Below are 20,999 nucleotides of genomic sequence, written 5' to 3'. Positions count from 1 at the left end.
TTATGTAAAAAATAAAATACATTATATAAATTTGATTCTTAAAAAATTTGAAGTCTTATGAAGAAATTTACATTATTATTTGTGATGTGTTGTGGTTTTATCAATGCACAATTCACAACTCCAAACAATGGAACAACCTACACACTGGCCAGTCTTTCTGCAGCTGCACCCACAGTTTTGCAAGATAAAGGTACTTTTTATATGATGATGGATGACATTACCATTTCTGCAACTGATAAACTGATTATCGACCAGAATACAACTTTGAGTGTGAATAGTGATAAAACACTTTATGTCTTTGGCGAATATAAAACTACAGCAACCAATTTTTTAATTAACTCTGTAGATTCTGGTTTTCCATTTAAAGGAATTCGTTTTGAGGACGGATCTGTCGTAGAGATGCGAAATACTAGAGTAGATTATGCTGGTGGAATCCGAGTTTTAACGGCTAATTTCCTAATGGACAATTGTATTGTTTATAAAAATCACGGTGGCGTTTCCACAAGTGGCGCTCTTGGTTTTTCTAAAGGTAGCCCGGTTGTTAGCAATTCTCAATTTATAGAAAACAGAAAAGCTGCTTTTGGCTCCGCTGCAAATGCTACAGTTTCTGCCACATTTATCAACAATTACATCTCTGGAAACGTAACAGATAACAGCAATACGCCTCAAATCAATATGGGACCAGGCGGTGCAGATTCTCTGAAAATCATCAATAATACAATCATTGGAGACCGTACAAAAATTATGGTTGGCGGTATTTCTGCTTCTGCTTTGACTGGTGGTGTGAACAAATTCCGTATAGAAGGTAACACTATAAGAGACAACCGATATGGTATCACTTCCTATGGCTCTACTTCTTCTGGAGTCATCAGAAATAATATTATTGAGAACAACAATACCCAGAATGATCCAAACCTTGGTGGTAGCGGAATATCAATTTCCAGCGCTAAAGACGTTGTAATTGCTGAGAATGAAATCAGAGGGAATCTTTGGGGAATCACTTTGTTGAATAATGCGACTGTGAAACTAGGCACGGAAGAAAGCCCTGGCAATAATATTTTCAAAAATAATGTCAACAACGGTAATACTGTTGCACTTTTCAATAATACGACTAATATTGTAAACGCTGTAGGCAACTGCTGGAGAGAAAATGAACTGTCCAATGATGCGATGGTTCTTGCCGTTATCGGAAGCCAGACTGCTAATACTATCAATTTTAAACCATACAATTGCGCAGAAACTTTGGCAGTTTCGGACGTTTCTAAATCTAAACTGAGTGTTTACCCTAATCCAAGTAAAAACCATTTCTTTCTGGAAACTGAAAATGCTGGAAACATCGTGATACAAGATATTAGCGGAAAAGTTGTTTTTTCTTCTATTGTTAATAAAGGCAGAAATGAAATCAATACCAATCTACAATCTGGTGTTTATATCATCACGCAACAATCTGAAGGTAAAAAATCAAATACTAAATTGATTATTAAATAATTAATCTAAATAAATCTTAGAAAGCATCACAAATCGTGGTGCTTTTTTTTGATTAAAATTTCCAGTAAATTCGTGAGATGAAAATTGCTATCAAAAATATGGTTTGTAACCGCTGCATTGCTGCGGTGGAATCGATATTTGAGAACTTGAAAATTGACATCATTCAAATTTCATTAGGCGAAGTTGAAACCAAAAATGAGATTTCTGACAAAGAACTTCAAACCTTGAACTTGAAACTCAAATCAACTGGATTTGAAATTCTGGAAGATTCATCTAAAAAACAAATCGAGAAAATCAAAAATCTTATTATTCAAAAAATTTCGGATGAAGATTTGGATGACAATTTTATTTTGTCAGAATTCTTGAGTTCCGGATTACACAGAGATTACAGTTCTATCTCTAAGCTTTTTTCTCAGAATGAAAATGTAACGTTGGAGCAATATTTCATACTTCAAAAGATTGAAAAAGTAAAAGAATTGTTGCTTTACAAAGAATTGAATCTGACAGAGATTTCCCAAAAATTAGGTTACAAAAGTGTTCAGCATCTTTCCAATCAGTTCAAGAAAATCACAGGCTTCTCTCCTACTCAGTTTCTTAATTCTAATGAGAAAAAGAGGATTGCGTTGGATAAGGTTTGATAAAAATTAAATTTTGCACAAATGAAAAAAGCACTTACAATAGTATTTCTTCTTATCAATTTTTTGATTTTCGCACAACTGCCAATTTTGAAGTTATCAAATTCTATTGATACAAATCAAAAACTACCAAAAACTTTAGATAAAAATGAAATTTGCGTCATTTATGAAATTAACGGTGGTTGGTCAGCATATGATTTTATTCGCTATTATTTCTTAAATAATGACGGGAAAATTATTGCTTATCAACAAGAAAGACCAAAGTCATATTTGAAAGATAAAGTTTCCGAAAAAGCAATTGAAGAAATTATTGTCGATGATAAATTGAAAAAAAGTATAATTAACCTAATTAATTCTACTCAATTAAAAGAACTATTAAAGTATCAGCAAAAAGACTTTAAATTAAAATCTTCACAAGACCCAAATACAATTCCGCCACCTTGTATGATTTCGGATGCTAGCGGTTACAAGTTAACTTTCATTCAAAACAATACACAAAGTTCATATTCTTATTATGCTCCAAAATATTATTATGAAGAATGTTCACACATATTGATAAACAAACCTGTTTTGAAGAAATTTATTGATGTTTTGGAATTATTGTCGGGTAAAATATATAGATGATTTTATTTTATATTAAGTAATGCAAACCAAAGTCAAAACCCTTCGCGAAGCCAAAAACCTAACTCAAACTGAGCTAGCAGAAAAATCTGGACTTTCTCTAAGAACGATTCAAAGAATTGAATCCGGAAATATCCCAAAAGGTTTTACTTTGAAAGCCATTGCAAAGACTTTGGAAATCGAACCAGAAAATCTGTTTCCCAAAGAAGAAAACATCCCAATCGACAGAGCAAAACTCATCAACCTTTCGGCTTTATCCGGATTGATTATTCCTTTTGGCGGGATTATTTTTCCGGCAATTTTGACTTACAAAACTCAGGATTCTCTCAATCGAGAATTAGGAAAAAGTATTATTTGTGTTCAGATTATTTTGGCATTTATTATTTCCGTTTTATTAATTTTAAGTCCGTTTATTCAGCATTGGTTTTCTATCCAATTTCCATTGTTTTTAATTCCATTAATTGCTTTTATCATCATCAAACTTTGGATTGTCATCAAAAACGGAATCAGTCTCAACAAAACCAATCAACTCTCTATAAAACTGAAAAGCAACTTCTTCTAAACTACGTCATAAAACTGACGTAAAATTGTCATATCATTTTCACAGCAATTTCAATTTCAAAAACCGAATCTTGCAGAAAAATTGGACAATGAAACTTTTTAAGAAATTAGCTTTAGGATTTTTAGCCCTTTTGGTTTTGATATTGGTTGGAGGATATATTTATTTTGACCAAAAATTTACGCCCGAAGAAAACTATTTAACTGTCAAAAATGAAAGTGGAATTATTCCCATCACTTGGTTGGGAAATGACAAAAACGTTTTGCTTCTTCCGATTCATTTTTCTGGAAATCCGGAAACTTATTATTTGCAATTTGACACAGGTTCGCCTTACACCGTATTGTATTCTAATCAAATTAAAAACATCAAAGAAATTTCTATCAATAATGAGCGGGCAAAAACTTTTTTCTTTATTGGAAAAACTGAAATTTCATCCAACCGATTTAAAATATTTACTAAAGAAAAAAATGAAAAAAAAGACACCATCAAAATCATTGGAACGATTGGCTCTGATGTTTTAGAAGACCGAAAAACCGTGATCAATTTTAAAAGTAACCAAGTTGTTTTTAATTTGAATCAAATCCCGAATGAATTTAAAAATCAATTGTTCGATTTCAAATTCAAGAAAAGAAGAATTATTATTAACGGAATTCTAAAAGGTGAGAAACGAAAATTCCTCTATGATTCCGGAACAAGCGCTTACGAATTGTTAACTTACAAAGAAGAATGGCAAAATTTGAAAACGCCAAATTCAAAAATCAATACTGAAAAAACACAGTCTTGGAACAATATTTTGACAACTTATACAACGGATTGTAAGGAAAATATTCAATTCAAAAATCTGAAGATTCCTGTAAAACAAGTCACATATGTTGAAGGTTTTTCCGATGCGCAGTTTTCTATGATGAAATTCTCCGGAATGACGGGAATGTTGGGAAACAAAATCTTTTTGAATAATAGTATTTTTATAGATTGTGGAGATAAGAAAATCGGAATTATAGATTGAGGAAATCAATAGTTTTATAGAGAATTTCCTTCAAAAGTTATCTATTTTTGCAATTGATTCCAAACGAAACAACGACTTGAACAATCTTCGACATTATCTGGCTGCTATTTTAGCATTTTCTATTTGGGGAACTTTTAGTTTGGTGCTTAAACCCCTTCATTCTTACGCATCTTCTGACATCCTATTTTACAGGGTTTTCAGTTGTGCATTGATAATGTCGCTAGTTTCGATTCTTTTCAAAAGAGAAAAACTGAAACAGAACTTAAATTATTTCAAATCCATTTCTAAAAAAGCGAAAAGAAAAACGATTATTGTTAATGTCGGAAGCAGTATTCTGTTGACCGCCAATTGGTTTTCGTTTATCTATGTGATGAATCACGTGAGCGTTCGGGCAACGTCGGTCGCCTATTTGGTTTGTCCGATTATCACGACGATTCTGGCTTATTTTATATTGAAAGATAAATTGAGTAAACTTCAGTGGTTATCGGTTTTTCTGAGCTTAGTCGGCTGCATCTTATTGTCGTACAGCAATATTTTGGATATGTTTTACAGCAGCTTAATTGGTTTCACTTATGCGGCATATCTGGTTTGTCAAAGCCAAAATAAGCAATTCGATAAGTTTCTGATTCTGAATTTCCATATTGTTATTTCAGCTTTGATTTTGTTGCCATTTTTTCCGGCTTATTCAGGACCAGTTCCTATGGAATTCAAATTTTATTTCTTTGTCGAGATTATTGCAGTAATGTACACGATTGTCCCATTATTACTGAATCTATTTGCCTTAACAGGAATCGCTTCTTCAAAAGTCGGAATGATTCTGAATATCAATCCAATTATCGCATTCATCTTAGCCAGTACAGTTTATGGCGAACCATTAAATATAATTCAGATTTGTGCTTACTCATTAATATTTGTGGCAGTAATTGTTTTCAATACGAAAGAGATTTTCAGACTAAATCAGGAAAAAGTGAAATTATCTTAATTAATTCATAAAACTCAGGCAACCCTGTAACGTTTTTGTTGTCTTTAGAACAGATAACAAAAACTGAAACAATGCAGAAACTCCTTTTTCTATTAATCCTTTTGATGGGATTCAACCTCAATGCACAGACGATTTCCGGAACTGTAAAAAACACGGACAACGAAATCATCGCTTACAGCTCTATTGGAATTAAAGATTCAAAAAACGGAGCTATTACCAATGAAAAAGGCGATTATCAATTAGAACTTCCTCAGGATTCAGACAGCAAAATTACTTTCAGCGCATCGGGATATCAGGACAAAACAGTTTCTACAAATGAACTTAAAGTGAATCCCAATATCATTCTCGATTACAAAACGACTCAAATTGAGAACGTCAATATCGTTGCGAAACAAATGAAAGAAAAGCTGGTTGGTCAAAAATCAAAGCCTTTTCTTACGTTTTCTAAAATGTTCGACCAGAATATTCCAACGGTTGAGCAAGGAAACATTTTTCCGATTTATCAAAAAACAAAACTCAAATCTTATAATTTTCATATCATCCCAAGTTCCAGATATCAGGAAATTACATTGAAACTGAATATTTATAAAGTAAAAAACAATCTTCCCGAGCAATCACTTTTGGAGGAGAATATCATTTACAAAACCTCAACAACAGGCTGGCAAAACATTGATTTGTCAAATTACAGATTAATATTCAATAATCTTGATAAAATTGCAATTACGTTGCAATTGGTAGATTATAAACCTATGGAAAATTTCGATTTTGTCTTCGGAATTTCTGCTAAGAAAACGCTATCCAAAGACCTTTTGTTCAGATATCAGAGTCAGGGCAATTGGGAAACTTTTGATGGCAGTTTTATTTCTAATATCGATATCAGCTATGATAAAACGAAAAACGATAAAGAGATTGCTGAAGTTGAAAACAATACTGAAAACGATTTCAAAACCAATCAGTTGATTGTTTATTATGAGAATAAGGAAAAAGCCAAGAAAACCGAATTCGGAAAAAGTAAAAATGGACAGTTCATTGATTTGAATGATGCTAAAATCTACTACGAAGAGTACGGAAAAGGCGAACCACTTTTGCTGCTACACGGGAACAACGGAAGCATTTCTGATTTCTACAAACAAATTCCTTTTTTCTCAAAACATTATCGTGTGATTGCTATAGATACACGTGGACAAGGCAGAAGCACAGATTTGACCACGGATGATTATTCTTATGATCAATTCGCTTCAGATCTTTATAAAATCATCCAAAATCTGAAACTCGATAAAGTGAATATCGTTGGCTGGAGTGACGGCGGAAATACAGGATTGACCTTCAATCTGGAACATCCGGAATTGGTCAATAAATTGGTAACCATTGGTGCCAATCTTAATCCTTCCGGCGTAGATGAAAATCTCATCAAAACATTCCAGCAACAACTTGCAGAAAATACGGGAAATCCACGATTAATCAAACTGATGCTGAACCATCCCAACATCAACTATAAAGAACTTACGAATATCCACAATCCTGTTTTGGTAATTGCCGGCAGAAATGATGTTATTAAACCGGAACATACCAATCTCATCCATTCCTTCATCAAGGATTCTGAACTGGCGATTATTCCGGATTCTACGCATTATGTTCCTTTCGAACAACCGGAAAAACTGAACGATACGATTCTCAATTTTCTGAAGAAATAATTCTAAATTACAGCTATGAAAAAAACAATAACCATATTTTCTATTCTCAGTTTGTCCTTAGGTCTGAAAGCGCAAAAGCAAAAAACGCCACAAGACAGCATCAACGTTTTTTATAATGAGCTGTTTTCGGTTTTAGAAAAAAGTTACCTCAACAGAAAATCTGTTGATTGGAAAACTGTAGAATCCGAAACAAAAGACAGACTAAAAAGTTATGATAATTTCGAAAAATCCTTAACCGAAATCAAACCGTTCTTCGATAAAGTAAACGCCAATCATTGTTTGATTTTCTACAATAACAAAAAATATTCGGGAACGGGAAAAGTCATTACAAAAGATGATTTTTCTGAGCAATGGAAAAAGAAATTTGATACCAAACCTGCTTTCGAAGCTAAAATGATTGATGAAAAATACGGCTACATTCTGATGCCTAATATGTTATTTTTCGACCTTAGTCCGGAGAACATCAACAAAATTGCGCAACCACTTTATGACAAGATTGCAGAAATCAAATCCAACAATAAACCCGAAGGCTGGATTCTTGATTTGAGATTCAACACCGGCGGAAACTCTACACCAATGCTTTTGGCTTTGTATGATTTGTTAGGCGACAATGCGGTTTGGGGAACTTTGGACGGCAATAAAAAGATGATTTCTAAAATAAAACTGAACCAAGGAAAATATCTGGACGGCTCCAAAAAACCAGCATTCATCAATCCAAAAGGCGAATTGATGGACAAGGCAAAAGTCACAGTAATCATTGGACCTTTTACCGGGAGTTCTGGAGAAGTGGCAGCACTTGCTTTCAAGGGCAGACCAAACACTATTTTCATCGGCGAAAAAACCTACGGTGCAACAACCGCCAATACCCAATATACTTTACCTTTTGGCAGCACGATGGCGATTACGATTGGCTACGACAGCGACAGATATGGCAATTATTATGAACAAATTATTCCTGATGTTTTCGTTTCCAAAAAAGACAATTTCGATAATTTGCTTTTGGATGGGAATGTTGTGGAAGCGGTTAAGTTTTTTGAGAACACTCGTAGTTAAATGCACCGCTATTTAGATTCATTAAAAATAAACTTTGCAACAATCTCTTTTTTAGCTATTTTTACAGCATAATATTTCAATAAAAATGAGAAAAATAATATTCGGAGGAATCTTGGCTTTTGGTGGATTAATCACAGCCAATGCACAATGCAAAACAGTCACAACAATCACAGAAAACTTTGACAACTGGAAAGATATTGACAAGTGCTGGACAGTTCAAAAAGGAAAAGCAATGCTGTACGCCAGTGAGAAGAAAGTGATTTTTTACTCGATGACAGATCCAAAAGAAAATATGTATCTCATCACGCCAAAAGTAAAAGCTGGAAACTATACTTTGAGCCTTGACATTACAGATAACGGTGGAGAAACTTCCCTTGAAATTTTCTCAGTAGGTAAAGCAACTGATTCGAAATCTTTTGTTTCCATTGCTAAACCTCAAGAAATTACAAAAGAGAAAAAAATCATCAACATTACTCTGAAAAAGGATAGTCACGTTGGTTTGAAAGTTCTATTAAACGGTGTGCATCAAGCTGTGTATGTGGATAATTTGTCTTTGAAACCTAGAAAATAAACTTTCAGTGTTTTTACTTTATAATATCAACCTTCAGAAGTTTCTGAAGGTTTTGTTTTTTTAATTATTATAATCGATGTAATAAAAATCCATTGTTGCTTGTCTGATTATTAAAACTTAATCAACAAAAACTAATCTCATTTTATGGGCAAAGCAATCTTTTTCTTATTAATGCTAATTAGCACTTCGATTTTCAGTCAAAACAAAAACAATCAAGACACTTCCCTCTACTCGACGATGGATAAAAACTCAAAATCTTTATTTGAAAAATCCAAAGCCTATTCTGTGTCCATCGGTATCATAAAAGATGGAAAAATTTATACGAAGCATTATGGCGAGATTGATAAAGGAAAAGGCAATAAAGCAGATAACAATACCTATTTTGAAATTGCTTCTGTGACGAAAGTGATGACAGGTTATTTACTGGCACAAGCCGTTTTAGATAAAAAAATTAGTTTGGATAATGACATCAGAAAATATCTGAAAGGCGATTATCCCAATCTGCAGTACAATGGAAAACCAGTCACAATCAAAGATTTAATTTCCTACAAATCAGCAATACCAAGTGTTTTGCCGGATGATAGAGAGATTATGAAAACATTTGATAACAATACAACTTTCAAACTGGTAGAGCTGTACAAAAATTATTCTAAGTCTGATTTTTTGCGTGACCTTAAAGCTGTAAAACCAGACACAATTCCCGGAACAAAATACCTTTACAGTAATCCAAGTCTGGAGCTCGCAGGATTGGTGCTTGAGAATATTTATCAGGAACCGTTTGAACAATTATTAAAGAAAAATCTGTGGTCAAAACTGAAAATGAATCACACAAAATTCACTTTGAAACCAGAAGAAAATTTAGCTAATGGTTATAATTCCAATCACGTTTTGATGCCTCATTATGCGAGTAAATTATGGGGTTCTGCTGGTATGCAAACCAAATCTACACTGGAAGATCTGATGAAGTTTTTGAAGTTCGAATTGGACAGTCAGAACAATACGGTTCAGGAATCACAACGGATGAATACCGACAGCAATCAAGATTCGTACGGCTATTTTTGGGATCGTATTTACATCTCAGAATTTGGCAAATATGCTTTCAAGCACGGCGGTGCTTATGGAAATCAGGTGATGTTTTCTGTATTTCCCGAACAGAATTTGGGTATTATTATAATGGTCAATATCAGCGGGCCGGAAACCGGCGAGATTCTCAGCAACGCTACATTTGATATTTCTAATGATTTACTAATTCATAAGCAAAGGGAAATTTATGGTTACCGACTTGATGGCGACAAAGTTATTTTCACTTACACGCACGATGAAAAGCTGGACAACAGTCTGGTAAAAAGTGTTGCAGTTGCAGGGACATTCAATGATTGGAATGTGGAAAACAAAGCATTTCAAATGACAAAAAAAAACACCAACACTTTTGAATTAGCCGTCCCAAAATCACAATTTGAAAAAGGTAAAGAATATCAGTTCAAACTGGTCATCAACAATACGAGATGGATATCTGCACCCAATTATGCTAAGAATGCTGATAAATCTCCTGACCAAAACTTAATATTAAAATTAGATTAATCTTTGCAACAAAATCATTTCGCAAAAAATCCTAAAACTGAAGTATAACATCTTTCCATTTATTTGTAACTGATTGGCATCTATTTTTCAGAAATTTGTATTCATCATTACAAACTGAGCGAAGCTAAGTAATCTTTGTCACCTTAAAAACATCGAATTGCTAATAAAAAATTCTGCTCTTTGTGTTAAAAACAAACAATAAAAATGGAAAATCACAATCACCATAACCACGACCACCTTCATCCCAATCAAAGAATCTCTCCAAGTTCCGTTTACTATTGCCCAATGGAATGTGAAGGCGAAAAACTCTATTTCAAACAAGGCAGATGTCCGGTTTGTAATATGTTTCTGGTTCCGATAGAAGAACGTGATGACCACAAAAACAAACCTCAGACATACTCCAAAACTAACCTACCGGAAAGTTTCAAAGATAAAATCGGGGATTATTTTTGCCCGATGTTCTGTGAAGGCGACAAGACTTATGAATCGGATTCGGGTTGTCCGGTTTGTCATATGCATTTGGAAGAAATTACGCAGGAATTAGTTCAAAATTCTGAGTTTAATGTTCAACATTCAAAACCCGAAACTCAAAACTTTAAACTAGAAACCGATAAGAACTCAGGCAAATACTATTGTCCAATGTTCTGCGAAGGCGATAAAGTTTATGATTCCAACGTCGGCTGTCCGGTTTGCGGAATGGATTTGGTCAAAATTCCGGAAAAGAAAACTGTTGAATATACTTGCCCAATGCATCCCGAGATTGTACAAAACGAACCCGGAAATTGCCCAATCTGCGGAATGGATCTCGTTCCAAAACCGTCAAAAGATAACGATCACGAAGATGAAAATTACAAATTATTAAAAACAAAATTCTGGACGGCTTTAGGGTTCACTGTTCCTGTTTTCATCTTATCGATGGGCGGAATGTTTATCAATTGGCCATTTTCTCATCAGGTTCAAGGAATTTTGGAATTGATTCTGACATTGCCGGTTCTATTTTATGCCGGTTGGTTTGTGATGAAACGCGGTTGGATTTCTTTCAAAACCTGGAACCTCAATATGTTTTCATTGATTGCTTTGGGTGTTGCTGCAGCTATGATTTTTAGTTTAATCGCTTTATGTATTTCCGATATTTTACCTCACGAATTATCTCATGGCGGAAGCATCCCACTCTATTTTGAATCTATTTGTGTGATTCTGACTTTGGTGATAATGGGACAGATGATGGAAGCCAGAGCACATATGAAAACTGGAAAAGCGATCGAAGCGTTGATGAATCTTTCACCCGACACAGCCAATTTGATTATTGACGGAAACGAAAAAAAAGTATCATTAGCAGAAGTTAAAATCAATAATATATTAAGAGTAAAACCAGGCGAAAAAATTCCTGTTGACGGGAAAATTACTGAAGGAAATTCCAACGTTGATGAATCGATGATTACAGGAGAACCGATTCCTGTAGAGAAAAAATCCAATGACAAAGTTACTTCCGGAACCATCAACGGAAATGGAAGTTTTCTGATGAAAGCTGAAAAAGTTGGTGATGAAACTTTACTTTCTCAAATCATCAAAATGGTAAACGAAGCCAGCCGAAGCAAAGCGCCGATTCAGAAATTGGCGGATAAAATCTCAAAGATATTTGTACCGACTGTGATTGCGATTTCGGTTTTGACGTTCGTTCTGTGGTATATTTTCGGTGGCGAAAATAAGTTGATTCATGCATTTGTGAATGCAGTCGCAGTTCTAATCGTCGCTTGTCCGTGTGCGCTTGGTTTAGCAACACCAATGAGTTTGATGGTCGGAATTGGAAAAGGTGCGCAGAATGGAATTTTGATTAAGAATGCCGAAGCGCTGGAAGAGATGCACAAAATCAATGTTCTGATTACTGACAAAACTGGAACTTTGACAGAAGGAAAACCAAGTCTTGACAACATCGAAATATTTGAAAATGCTGATAAAAATGAAATTTTAAAATTAGCCGGCTCATTAAATCAGAATTCAGAACATCCTTTATCGAATGCTGTTTTAGACAAATTTAAAACCGAAAATTTACAATTTGAAAAAGTTCAGGATTTCGAAAATATTTCCGGAAAAGGCGTAAAAGGAACTGTTCTTAATGAAGAAGTTTTACTTGGAAATGAAGCTTTATTGAAACATTTCAACATCGAAATTCCTGAGTCATTAAAACAAAAAGTGATTCAGAAACAGGATGAAGCTAAGACGATTTCTTATCTCGCAAAATCTGGGAAAGTTCTTGGATTCCTGAGCTTCTCGGACAAAATAAAATCAACCTCAAAACAAGCCATCGAATATCTTCATTCTCAAAACATCGAAGTGATAATGATGACTGGCGATAACGAACATACAGCAAAAGCAGTTGCAGCAGAACTCGGAATCAAAAATTTCAAAGCCAATTGTCTTCCTGAAGATAAAATGAATGAAATTAAAAAACTTCAAAGCGAAGGAAAAATTGTAGCGATGACCGGCGACGGAATAAATGATGCGCCAGCTCTGGCTCAATCCAATATCGGAATTGCAATGGGAACTGGAACAGATGCTGCGATAGAAAGTGCTGAAATAACTTTGTTAAAAGGCGATATCTTAGGTGTTGCCAAATCAAAAATATTGAGTGAAAAACTTTTGAAAAACATCAAGGAAAACTTATTCTTTGCTTTTATTTATAATGTTTTGGGAATTCCGTTAGCTGCAGGTTTGCTCTACCCTTTCTTCGGAATTTTGTTAAGTCCGATGATTGCGGCAGCAGCAATGAGCTTTAGTTCGGTTTCTGTAATTCTAAATTCTTTGAGATTGAATAATGTTAAATTAGATATTTAACAATGTAAAGTTAAACACAAAGACACGAGGATATATTTGTTTTAGAGAGTGTTTCAAGGCACAAATTATCCTTTGTGCCTTTGTGTTAAACAAAAATGGCATCAGGAAAAATCCCGATGCCATTTCGAAACAAAATAAAAACCTTAAGAAATTTTTTAATTAGAAAGAAACCGTCAGCTTACTAAACACATACCTTCCGTTCTGTCCAAACTGAGATGTGGATCTGGAATAGATGAACTGGTCGTTATTTGTAGAAGCTGTCACGTTTTTAGTTGGATAAATATCGAACAAATTGTTTGTTCCAATAGTTAAATTAAAATTTTTGTTGATATCATAACCGATGGACAAATCTGTGATTATTTTATCCGAAATCAATTGATGTTCGTTTAACAGAGCTACGCCATCACCGTTCAAATCTACACTGTCAGCACCATAAACTTTTCCGTAATAGGTATTTCTCAAATAGAAATTGAAATCATTCCATTTAAAATTATTTGACAAACTTGCTTTCACTTTTGGAACTGAATCTTCTAGATAAATTCTGGATTTTTCGCCAAAATAAGTATTTTCCAAACCTGCATTTTTCAACAAATCGGATGCGTGGATATCGCCCACTTTTATTGTTCTGTTGAAATTGATTGCAAAATCATTTGTGAATTTGAAGCTTTCTTTTGTCAAAGTATGGCTAATTACAACATCCAAACCTTTGGTCTCCGTATCAATAGCATTAGAGAAAAACTGAGCCGCATTTACATTAGCTTTTACAAATTCATTTGCTAATGCTATTTGTGCCTCTGTTGTTGGATTGGTAGGTCTTGAGAATTGATCCGTTAAAACAATTCTGTCATCAATTCTGATAAAATAAGCATCTGCTGTAATATTCAAATTAATTGCTGGAATCTTATACGTAAATCCTGTACTTACAGATTTTGAAGTTTCTTGTTTCAATTTCGGAATTCCGAAAGCTTGCGCCAATTGAGAATCATTACTAAATGTTCCAACTTCTACTAAACTTGGTCCCGAAGCACCTGGCAGTGTTGTAAACAATGTAGAGGTTGTATTATAATAAATTTGGTGAATCGATGGTGCTCTAAAACCCGTTGAACCTGCAAAACGGAAATTAAGATCGTTTGACAATTTGATTCTTGATGCTAATTTATAATTGAAAGTAGAGCCAAAATCAGAATAATCTTCATATCTAATTGCAGCATCTACAAGCCACCAATTCGTAAAATTGAATTCGACATCTGCATAAGCCGCATAAGCATTTCTATTCTTATTGGTCTTATTTTCTGGTCTGAAACCTGCAAAAACCTGGGAACTTCCCGCCAATGCTGCTCCGAAGAAATCAGTTGGATTAACAGATGTTGGAGTTTGTGGATTTCCATTCACATCATAGGCTGTATAAGAAGCTTCTTCACCCGGATTCTCTTTGAAGTTTTCGTGACGTTGTTCTGCACCGAAAGCAACATTCACACCTTCCAACCAATTAAATGATTTGCTGAAATCTAAATTAATTGTATTCTGCAAAAACTGTAATCCACCAGCTTTGAAAGAATTTGGAGAATTGAATCTCAAACTTGTATTCCCAGTATTTTCAATGGTATAATCAAAACTGTTTTGACCAAATGTGTTACTGAAGTCTACATTCCATCCATCCCATTTTCCTTTGATTCCTGCAGACAATGACACATCCTGAATCTTGGTATGAATCTCTGGCAAATAACCGTCAATGTATAAACCGGTAAATGTTCTGGCCTGGTTTGGTCTTCTGTAGAAACCACCAGAAGCACCATCACGGATTGAATAACCTCCGAATGTATAAACTTTCCAATCGTCATTCAAAGGAACTTCAACATTTGCAAATAATTGATGATTGTTTAGTTTTGATTGACCAACCTGTTGATTGAAATCGTTTCTGGTTTGTCCTCTGTAAGCCAGTTCCTGATCTGTCAAATAGTTTAACTGATCTGTTGTAAATGCCGATGTTTTAAGAACATTTTGAAGCGCTGTTATACTATTTGCAGACTGAATATCTGATTGAAGCGTAGGGGAAACTGAATTGAAATAACTAATTCCTTGTGCATATTGATGAATAAGATTCACAAAATCTTGTTCACCTGCTGAGCCTTTCAAATTATTAATATTACTGAAATAAGAAGAAAGATTCACACCATTTTCTGCCGCTCTTTTCTCGATTGCATTATATGCATTATATATTGGTGCACTTTCAGTTCCTGCTCTTCTTGTTGGATCACGGAACTGGGAAGACCAAGTCAGATTATAGAAACCGCCTCTTTTTCCAATTTTGTTTCCGTAGTTCAAATCCAATTGAAATTGTTGTCCATCATAGTTACCTGTATGGTCCTTGGCCGCATTGGTTAGATATCCACCATAATTCAATTGTCCTGTCAATCTTCCGGTATCTCTTTTTAATTGTAAGTTCATTACTCCGGCAATCGCATCAGAACCATATTGTGCAGAAGCACCATCTCTTAGAACCTCGATTCTTGAAAGTGCAAAAGCTGGAATGGCGTTCAAATCTGTTCCAACGGTCCCTCTTCCCGGTGCACCGTTAACATTAACCAAAGCAGAATTATGACGTCTTTTTCCATTAACCAAAACCAAAGTCTGGTCTGGTCCTAATCCTCTCAACTGCGCAGGATCCGAGTGATCCGATCCATCCGCATTAGTCTGAATGGTTGATGTAAAAGATGGTGCAATCGTATTAAGAATCTGATTGATATTGGTTTGCGGCAAACTTTGTTGGATATCTTTCAAATTAAAAACATCCACAGGAACCGGACTATCCGCTTTTGAACGTCCGCCACTTCTGGAACCTACCAAAACAACTTCTTCAATCTGTTTGTCGGAAGTTGTGTCTTTAACAGGTTTTGTTTCCTGAGCCTGAGTTAAATAAATTCCCGAAAAGAAGATCACAGCTGTCGATAAAACAGCTCTTTTGCTAGAATTAAACATAGTTTTTTGAATCATATTTTTAAATTTTACGTTTTATACAAAAAAGAAAACTTCTCCCAGACAAGTCTGAAAGAAGTTATATTGAGACGGCATCACAACCGCAATTAAACATTTTCAACTTATCTTTCCTTTTCTCAAAGGCTGAATGTAACACCTTACCAAATCGGCAGGTTGTTAAGACTTCAACAGGTCAGTTCCCTCGGTCTTTCTTAATAAGTATGACAGCAATTCATTATCACAGTGCAAAACTATGACAAGAATTTTTTCTCTGCAAATTTAATTCATACTAATTTGATATGATAAATATCATATTAGTTTTAATTTATTGATTTAATGCTTATTGGCACAAGATTTAATTATCAAATAAAATGAAAAACTCAAAAACAAAATATCATATCGGCTGTTCCGGATTCTATAATACAGACTGGAAAGGTTCACTCTATCCGGAAAATTCTCAGAACAAGGATTTCCTGAAACTATATTCTCAAACTTTCGACACAGTTGAAATCAACAGTACATTTTACAGAAAGCCAACAGCAAAAACACTTCAGAGATGGAAAGATGAAACTCCAGATAACTTCAGAGTCTTTATCAAAATTCCAAAAACGGTTTCCCATTCCGGTTATTCTGAAAATAAAAATGAAGAACTATCTGATTTCTGTGATTATATCAATGAAAATATTGGGAACAAATTGGCCGGATTTCTGATTCAGTTTCCTGCTTCATTTCGTTGTACGGAAGATAATATCAAATGGCTGATCGAAACATTGTCTGATAAGTTTCTAATTGCGGTTGAGTTTCGGCACGTTTCCTGGTGGAGTGAGGAAGTTTTCCACTTATTCAAAAAACATCAATGGATTTTTTGTGGCGTCAGTTTTCCTGGAAAAATTCCGGAGGATGTAATTCTTTCCAATTCCAAAATCGGATATTATCGTCTGCACGGGAAACCGATTCTTTATAAATCACTTTATTCAGAAGAATTTTTGGATAATCTCACAAAAGAATTAAAAGCTACAAATCATGAATTCTATATCTACTTCAATAATACCTGGGGAACTTCTGCAATCGAAAATTCATTATATTTAAAGAAAATTATGGAATAAATTGAAAAAATTAGTGGTGCTATCAGGTGCAGGAATTTCTGCAGAAAGTGGAATTAAAACATTCCGTGATTCTAACGGGCTTTGGGAAAATCATCGCATTGAAGATGTTGCTTCGCCAGAAGGTTTTGCAAGAAATCCACAATTGGTTTTAGACTTTTACAACGCCAGAAGAAAACAGCTGAAAGAAGTTGAACCTAATACGGCGCACAAGTTGCTTGCAGAATTGGAGGATTTTTTCGATGTTCATATCATTACACAAAACGTGGATGATTTGCACGAGCGCGGTGGCTCTTCAAAGATCATTCATCTTCACGGTGAACTTAAAAAGGCAAGGCCTGTTGATAATGAAAACGAAATCCTGGATTGGGAAGAAGATATCAAAATTGGTGACTTTCATTCTGACGGCTCACAGCTTCGTCCACATATTGTTTGGTTTGGAGAAATGGTTCCAGAGATGGATAATGCGATTGAGATCGCTTCTCAGGCAGATTTATTTTTGGTCATCGGAACAAGTATGCAGGTTTATCCGGCGGCTTCGGTCATCAGATATGTTCCTGAACATTGTGAAATTTTCGTCATCGACCCGAATTTGGAGAATCCGAATGCTTTCACAAAAAATGACAACCATTTCAAAACTTCTGCAACGGAAGGAATGAAACAGTTGAAGGAAATTTTAATCAAAAAATATAAATAATGCAGGTAGAAATCAGAAAACTCAACATCGATGATTATGATGAATTGGCAGAAGCAATGCAGAAAGCTTATCCGGATATCGATGATAATGTCTGGAGCAAAAGGAATATCCAGAAGCTGACTTCCATCTTTTCAGAAGGTCAAATCTGTATTACGGTTGACGGGAAATTAGCTGCTGCGGCACTATCCATTATTGTACAGTACGAACTTTACGGCGACCAGCATACTTACCAGGAAATTACAGGAAACGAATCATTCAATACACATACTAATGTCGGAAATGTTCTTTATGGCATCGAGGTTTTCGTCGACCCAGAATTTAGAGCTTTGAGGTTAGGCCGAAGATTGTACGACGCCAGAAAAGAACTCTGTGAAATATTGAATTTAAAATCCATCATCATCGGTGGAAGAATTCCGAATTATCATCTTTATAGCAAAGAATTATCACCTAGAGAATACATTACAAAAGTTAGAAATAAAGAAATCTATGATCCGGTTCTCAGTTTTCAGATTGGAAATAATTTCTCGCCCGTCAAAATCCTAAAAGGTTATCTAAAAGGCGATTCAGAATCCAAAGAATACGCAGTTCTGTTGCAATGGAACAATATCTATTACACAGCGAAGAAAAACACGATGCAGGACAGCGTGATTCGGCTTGGTTTGGTCCAATGGCAGATGAGACCGTTAAAGGATTTAGAGGATTTTTACAAACAAGTCGAGTTTTTTATAGATGCAGTTGCAGGTTATCAATCAGATTTTTGTTTGTTCCCGGAGTTGTTCAATACACCTCTTCTCGCCCCTTTTAATCATATGAATGAGCGGGAATCTATGGAGAAACTGTCTGAATTAACGGAAGAAATCAAGCATAAAATCTCAGAATTCGCAGTGAGTTATAATGTGAATATCATCTCCGGAAGTATGCCGATCTTGGAAGAAGGAAAACTTTATAATGTCAGTTATTTACTCCACAGAGACGGTAAAATTGATGAATACAGAAAAGTTCACATCACGCCAAACGAAAAGAAATACTACGGAATGACTGGCGGAAACGAAATCAAAGTCTTCGATACCGATTGCGGAAAAATAGGGGTCATTATCTGTTATGATGTTGAGTTTCCAGAATTACCAAGATTGCTTGCTGACCAGGGAATGAAAATATTATTTGTCCCTTACCTTACAGATACCCAAAACGCCTACACTCGTGTTAGACATTGCGCTGCTGCGAGAGCGATTGAAAACGAATGTTATGTTGCCATCGCAGGTTGTGTTGGAAATCTTCCGGGTGTCAATAATATGGATATCCAATATGGTCAGGCAACGGTTTTTACACCTTCAGATTTTGCCTTTCCTTCCAATGCTATAAAAGGAGAAGCTACGCCGAATACGGAAATGACGATTATTGTGGATGTAGATCTAAACCTTTTAAAAGAACTACACTACAATGGTGCGGTGAAAACAATGACCGACAGAAGGCAAGATTTGTATGATGTGATTTTGAGAAATCAGATTTAATTTTTTGAGGTATTTAACTTCAATCAGATTTAATCATCTAATTTTGTAAAAAATATATTTAATGAAAAAGAACTATTTAATTGCTGCAGGATTACTATTTTCAATATCTACACAAGCACAGTTCGGTGACCTTTTAAAAGTAGTTAAAGACAAAACAGGTGTTGATCTTTCTCAACCGAAAGCTCAGGCTCCAACTACTTCTACCAATACAACTACAACTTCTACAACCAATTCCAATGTCAACCTTGGAAGTTTAACCTCATCTCAAATCTCATCTGGTTTGAAGGAAGCTTTAAATATCGGAGTAAAAGAAGGTGTACAAAAATTGGGAGTGACTGATGGTTTTCTGAAAAATGAAGCAGTAAAAATCCTGATGCCTGAAAAACTAAGAAAAATTGACACAACACTTAGAAGTTTAGGATTGGGAAGTTTGGCGGACCAAGGTGTGAAGCTATTGAACAGAGCTGCGGAAGATGCCGTGACAGAAGCAACGCCAATTTTCACCAAAGCGATTACATCAATGACAATTACGGATGCAAAAAATATTCTTTTAGGAAGTAACAATGCTGCGACCAATTATTTACAGACTAAAACTCAGAGTCAGCTTTTCACAGCCTTCCAGCCAAAAGTTCAGGCTTCGTTAGGAAAAGTTGGAGCAGATACGGTTTGGAAAAATATTATTTCAAAATATAATACGTTGACAGGACAAGCAGTAACCACCGATTTAAATGAATATGTGACCACAGAAACCATCAACGGTGTTTTCAAAATGGTTGCAGAAAAAGAAACCGGAATCAGAAACAATGCAGCGCTTAGAACGACTTCACTTTTGGAAAAAGTTTTTGGAGCTGTTAAAAAATAGAAGTTAGAGGTTAGAAATCAGATATTATATCATCAATGAAAATAAAAGTCGCATAGTTTTTACTTTGCGATTTTTTTAATTATTAATTGTTAATTCTTAATTACAATTTCATCTCCGGAATCTCGCCTTCAATAATCAGTTCTGCTTCAGTTGCCTTTATAATATCTTCTACAGAGATTCCAGGTGCTCTTTCCAGAAGCTTGAAACCTTTATCTGTAATTTCCATAACGGCTAATTCTGTCACAACTTTTTTGACGCAATTTACACCGGTTAAAGGAAGTGTACATTGTTTCAGAATTTTGGATTCACCGGCTTTGTTCACGTGCATCATCGCCACAATGATATTTTCTGCAGACGCTACCAAATCCATTGCGCCGCCCATTCCTTTTACCATTTTCCCTGGGATTTTCCAGTTGGAAATATCACCATTTTCAGAAACTTCCATTGCTCCTAAAATTGTCAAATCCACTTTCTGGCTTCTGATCATCCCAAAACTGAAAGCCGAGTCAAAAAAAGAACCGCCGGGAAGAATCGTTATGGTTTGCTTTCCTGCGTTGATAAGGTCTGCATCTTCTTCGCCTTCGAAAGGAAAAGGTCCCATTCCCAAAACACCATTTTCACTCTGGAATTCTACCGAAATATCCTCTGGAACATAGTTGGCAACCAAAGTCGGAATCCCGATTCCAAGGTTGACATACATCCCGTCTTTCACTTCTTTTGATATGCGTTGTGCGATTTGTTCTTTTGTCAGCATAGTAAAATCTTATACCGCAATATATCAATATTTCACGTTATAGAAAAATGCTTTTTTCGTTACAGTAAATA

17 protein-coding genes and 1 riboswitch are annotated in these 20,999 nt (G+C 35.1%); of the genes, 15 read left to right on the top strand and 2 right to left on the bottom strand.

Annotated elements, in window-relative coordinates:
* Positions 1-57 precede the first annotated feature (57 nt).
* From BUR19_RS04955 to BUR19_RS04905, 11 genes are all read left to right on the top strand, one after another.
* Positions 58-1,488, top strand: a complete 1,431-nt coding sequence (locus BUR19_RS04955; RefSeq protein WP_074233782.1) for a T9SS type A sorting domain-containing protein — start codon at positions 58-60, stop codon at positions 1,486-1,488.
* 77 nt (positions 1,489-1,565) lie between these two features.
* Complete coding sequence (locus BUR19_RS04950; RefSeq protein WP_074233781.1) at positions 1,566-2,126, top strand: helix-turn-helix domain-containing protein; 561 nt, start codon at positions 1,566-1,568, stop codon at positions 2,124-2,126.
* Positions 2,127-2,147: 21 nt separating this feature from the next.
* Positions 2,148-2,747 (top strand): hypothetical protein, encoded by a 600-nt coding sequence (locus tag BUR19_RS04945; protein WP_074233780.1) that lies wholly within the window; start codon positions 2,148-2,150, stop codon positions 2,745-2,747.
* 19 nt (positions 2,748-2,766) lie between these two features.
* Positions 2,767-3,306, top strand: coding sequence for a helix-turn-helix domain-containing protein (locus tag BUR19_RS04940; protein WP_074233779.1), 540 nt, complete (start codon positions 2,767-2,769; stop codon positions 3,304-3,306).
* Positions 3,307-3,394: 88 nt separating this feature from the next.
* A complete protein-coding gene (locus BUR19_RS04935) occupies positions 3,395-4,309 on the top strand; it encodes a hypothetical protein (RefSeq protein ID WP_074235555.1) in 915 nt (304 codons plus the stop codon).
* 76 nt (positions 4,310-4,385) lie between these two features.
* On the top strand, positions 4,386-5,291 hold the full coding sequence (locus BUR19_RS04930; RefSeq protein WP_074233778.1) for an EamA family transporter: 906 nt from the start codon (positions 4,386-4,388) through the stop codon (positions 5,289-5,291).
* 71 nt (positions 5,292-5,362) lie between these two features.
* A complete protein-coding gene (locus BUR19_RS04925; RefSeq protein ID WP_074233777.1) occupies positions 5,363-6,985 on the top strand; it encodes an alpha/beta fold hydrolase in 1,623 nt (540 codons plus the stop codon).
* A 15-nt stretch (positions 6,986-7,000) separates the two neighbouring features.
* Complete coding sequence (locus BUR19_RS04920; RefSeq protein ID WP_074233776.1) at positions 7,001-8,038, top strand: S41 family peptidase; 1,038 nt, start codon at positions 7,001-7,003, stop codon at positions 8,036-8,038.
* An 85-nt stretch (positions 8,039-8,123) separates the two neighbouring features.
* Positions 8,124-8,609 carry a hypothetical protein gene (locus BUR19_RS04915; protein WP_074233775.1) on the top strand — a complete coding sequence of 162 codons (486 nt, stop codon included), beginning with the start codon at positions 8,124-8,126 and terminating at the stop codon, positions 8,607-8,609.
* Between the two features lie 144 nt (positions 8,610-8,753).
* The gene (locus BUR19_RS04910; protein WP_083600642.1) at positions 8,754-10,190 is read left to right on the top strand and encodes a serine hydrolase; all 1,437 of its coding nucleotides are present in this window, start codon (positions 8,754-8,756) and stop codon (positions 10,188-10,190) included.
* 204 nt (positions 10,191-10,394) lie between these two features.
* Complete coding sequence (locus tag BUR19_RS04905) at positions 10,395-13,025, top strand: copper-transporting P-type ATPase (protein ID WP_083600641.1); 2,631 nt, start codon at positions 10,395-10,397, stop codon at positions 13,023-13,025.
* A gap of 159 nt (positions 13,026-13,184) precedes the next feature.
* Here the strand turns inward: BUR19_RS04905 and BUR19_RS04900 are convergent, their stop codons facing one another.
* Entirely contained in the window at positions 13,185-16,019 is a 2,835-nt protein-coding gene (locus BUR19_RS04900; RefSeq protein WP_139297264.1) for a TonB-dependent receptor plug domain-containing protein, read from the bottom strand.
* 101 nt (positions 16,020-16,120) lie between these two features.
* A riboswitch (SAM riboswitch) is annotated at positions 16,121-16,223 on the bottom strand.
* Between the two features lie 149 nt (positions 16,224-16,372).
* Here BUR19_RS04900 and BUR19_RS04895 point away from each other — a divergent pair.
* The 4 genes from BUR19_RS04895 (at position 16,373) to BUR19_RS04880 (ending at position 20,174) form a co-directional block, all read left to right on the top strand.
* Complete coding sequence (locus BUR19_RS04895; protein WP_074233773.1) at positions 16,373-17,107, top strand: DUF72 domain-containing protein; 735 nt, start codon at positions 16,373-16,375, stop codon at positions 17,105-17,107.
* Between the two features lies 1 nt (position 17,108).
* Positions 17,109-17,801: an SIR2 family NAD-dependent protein deacylase gene (locus BUR19_RS04890; RefSeq protein WP_074233772.1), complete on the top strand. Its 693-nt coding sequence runs from the start codon at positions 17,109-17,111 to the stop codon at positions 17,799-17,801.
* Positions 17,801-19,312: a carbon-nitrogen hydrolase family protein gene (locus BUR19_RS04885; protein ID WP_074233771.1), complete on the top strand. Its 1,512-nt coding sequence runs from the start codon at positions 17,801-17,803 to the stop codon at positions 19,310-19,312. The genes BUR19_RS04890 and BUR19_RS04885 overlap by 1 nt, the downstream gene beginning before the upstream one ends.
* A gap of 61 nt (positions 19,313-19,373) precedes the next feature.
* Positions 19,374-20,174: a DUF4197 domain-containing protein gene (locus BUR19_RS04880; protein WP_074233770.1), complete on the top strand. Its 801-nt coding sequence runs from the start codon at positions 19,374-19,376 to the stop codon at positions 20,172-20,174.
* Positions 20,175-20,274: 100 nt separating this feature from the next.
* Here the strand turns inward: BUR19_RS04880 and BUR19_RS04875 are convergent, their stop codons facing one another.
* Positions 20,275-20,928, bottom strand: coding sequence for a CoA transferase subunit B (locus BUR19_RS04875; protein ID WP_074233769.1), 654 nt, complete (start codon positions 20,926-20,928; stop codon positions 20,275-20,277).
* Between the last annotated feature and the right edge of the window lie 71 nt (positions 20,929-20,999).

This window comes from Epilithonimonas zeae (genome assembly GCF_900141765.1).
Taxonomy (GTDB): Bacteria; Bacteroidota; Bacteroidia; order Flavobacteriales; family Weeksellaceae; genus Epilithonimonas; species Epilithonimonas zeae.
The sequence above is the reverse complement of the archived record's forward strand: the minus strand, read 5'-3'. Positions and strand labels throughout refer to the sequence as shown.